Origin of the sequence: Lactobacillus sp. M0403 (assembly GCF_016101265.1) — a bacterium.
GTDB classification, from domain to species: Bacteria; Bacillota; Bacilli; order Lactobacillales; family Lactobacillaceae; genus Lactobacillus; species Lactobacillus apis.
Genome location: NZ_JACFQV010000015.1, coordinates 1 through 1,338, shown reverse-complemented (window position 1 = coordinate 1,338; position 1,338 = coordinate 1). Strand labels below are relative to the sequence as shown.

8 tRNA genes are annotated in these 1,338 nt (G+C 40.5%); all 8 read right to left on the bottom strand.

Annotated elements, in window-relative coordinates:
* Positions 1–6 precede the first annotated feature (6 nt).
* Positions 7–80: transfer RNA gene (locus tag H3T48_RS08800), tRNA-Met, on the bottom strand.
* A gap of 11 nt (positions 81–91) precedes the next feature.
* Positions 92–178, bottom strand: a tRNA-Ser gene (locus H3T48_RS08795).
* 29 nt (positions 179–207) lie between these two features.
* A tRNA-Glu gene (locus H3T48_RS08790) sits at positions 208–279 on the bottom strand.
* Positions 280–903: 624 nt separating this feature from the next.
* Positions 904–993: transfer RNA gene (locus H3T48_RS08785), tRNA-Ser, on the bottom strand.
* Between the two features lie 12 nt (positions 994–1,005).
* A tRNA-Ile gene (locus tag H3T48_RS08780) sits at positions 1,006–1,079 on the bottom strand.
* 4 nt (positions 1,080–1,083) lie between these two features.
* Positions 1,084–1,154: transfer RNA gene (locus H3T48_RS08775), tRNA-Gly, on the bottom strand.
* Between the two features lie 21 nt (positions 1,155–1,175).
* Positions 1,176–1,248 (bottom strand) — tRNA-Phe (locus tag H3T48_RS08770).
* Positions 1,249–1,254: 6 nt separating this feature from the next.
* A tRNA-Asp gene (locus H3T48_RS08765) sits at positions 1,255–1,328 on the bottom strand.
* Positions 1,329–1,338: the final 10 nt, after the last annotated feature.

The window sequence follows — 1,338 nt, the reverse complement described above, 5'->3', positions numbered from 1 at the left end:
ACCATATTGCGGGAGGTGGATTTGAACCACCGGCCTTCGGGTTATGAGCCCGACGAGCTACCAGACTGCTCCATCCCGCGATTATTATTAAAGGAGGATGTGGGATTTGAACCCACGCACGGCAAGACCGTCTAACGGTTTTCAAAACCGTCCCCTTAAGCCACTTGGGTAATCCTCCAAATGTAAATATACCATAAAATGTGGTAATGACCCGTACGGGATTTGAACCCATGTTACCGCCGTGAAAGGGCGATGTCTTAACCACTTGACCAACGGGTCGAATTGTTGTCTAACGTCATAAGACGCTTAATTATAATACCGAATTTGTTTGTTAAAGTCAACTACTTTTTTTATTCGTTATTACTTGAGAACTCTCAGTTCTGTCAATCACAACGCTATTAATAATACAGGATTCTACACCATCTTGCAAGTTATTTTGTTAAAAAATTTAATATTTCACACTTATCTTAGTCTCCCAAGACTTTATTCCTACATCCGTTGAGTTTCTTTCCGACACTCTAAAGTGGAAAAGAGAAATTTCCTCGCAGTAAGCGTTAATTGTAATCATCAAACCATGTATTCAAATATCTCTTAACTTATTGTAATTACGTTTATTCAATAAGCTATTAATAGCTGAATTAATCATCCTCTACGGGCGAGAAGATATCTTCTCGAGTACATTTTAAAAAAACAAGTAATGGCAAATGAGTCCCCTATTTTTTGAATTAAAATTCCAACCCTAAGTATGTGATTAGTCTATTCATTCTTAGATATCCTCACATTTGCTGCGATTAGTGTCATTAAAAAATGGCTATGATTTTATCTATACGTAAAAAAATAACTACACTTCATAAAGAACACAAAAAAGACTACTGACATCAATCAATAGTCTTTTATACAATACGGAGACTGAGGGATTCGAACTCTCGCACCGGAATAACCCGATCTACACCCTTAGCAGGGGCGCCTCTTCAGCCACTTGAGTAAGTCTCCATTATTTTATTATGGGCCTAAATGGACTTGAACCATCGACCTCACGCTTATCAGGCGTGCGCTCTAACCAGCTGAGCTATAGGCCCCAAAAGCGGGTAACGAGAATCGGACTCGCGACTAAAGCTTGGAAGGCTTTCGTTTTACCACTAAACCATACCCGCAAAACTTTGATAATAAAAAAATGGCGCGGGACGGAATCGAACCGCCGACACAAGGAGCTTCAATCCTTTGCTCTACCGACTGAGCTACCGAGCCATTTAACGGTCCATATCAGATTTGAACTGATGATCTTCTCCGTGACAGGGAGACGAGATAAACCACTGCTCCAATGGACCATATTGCGGG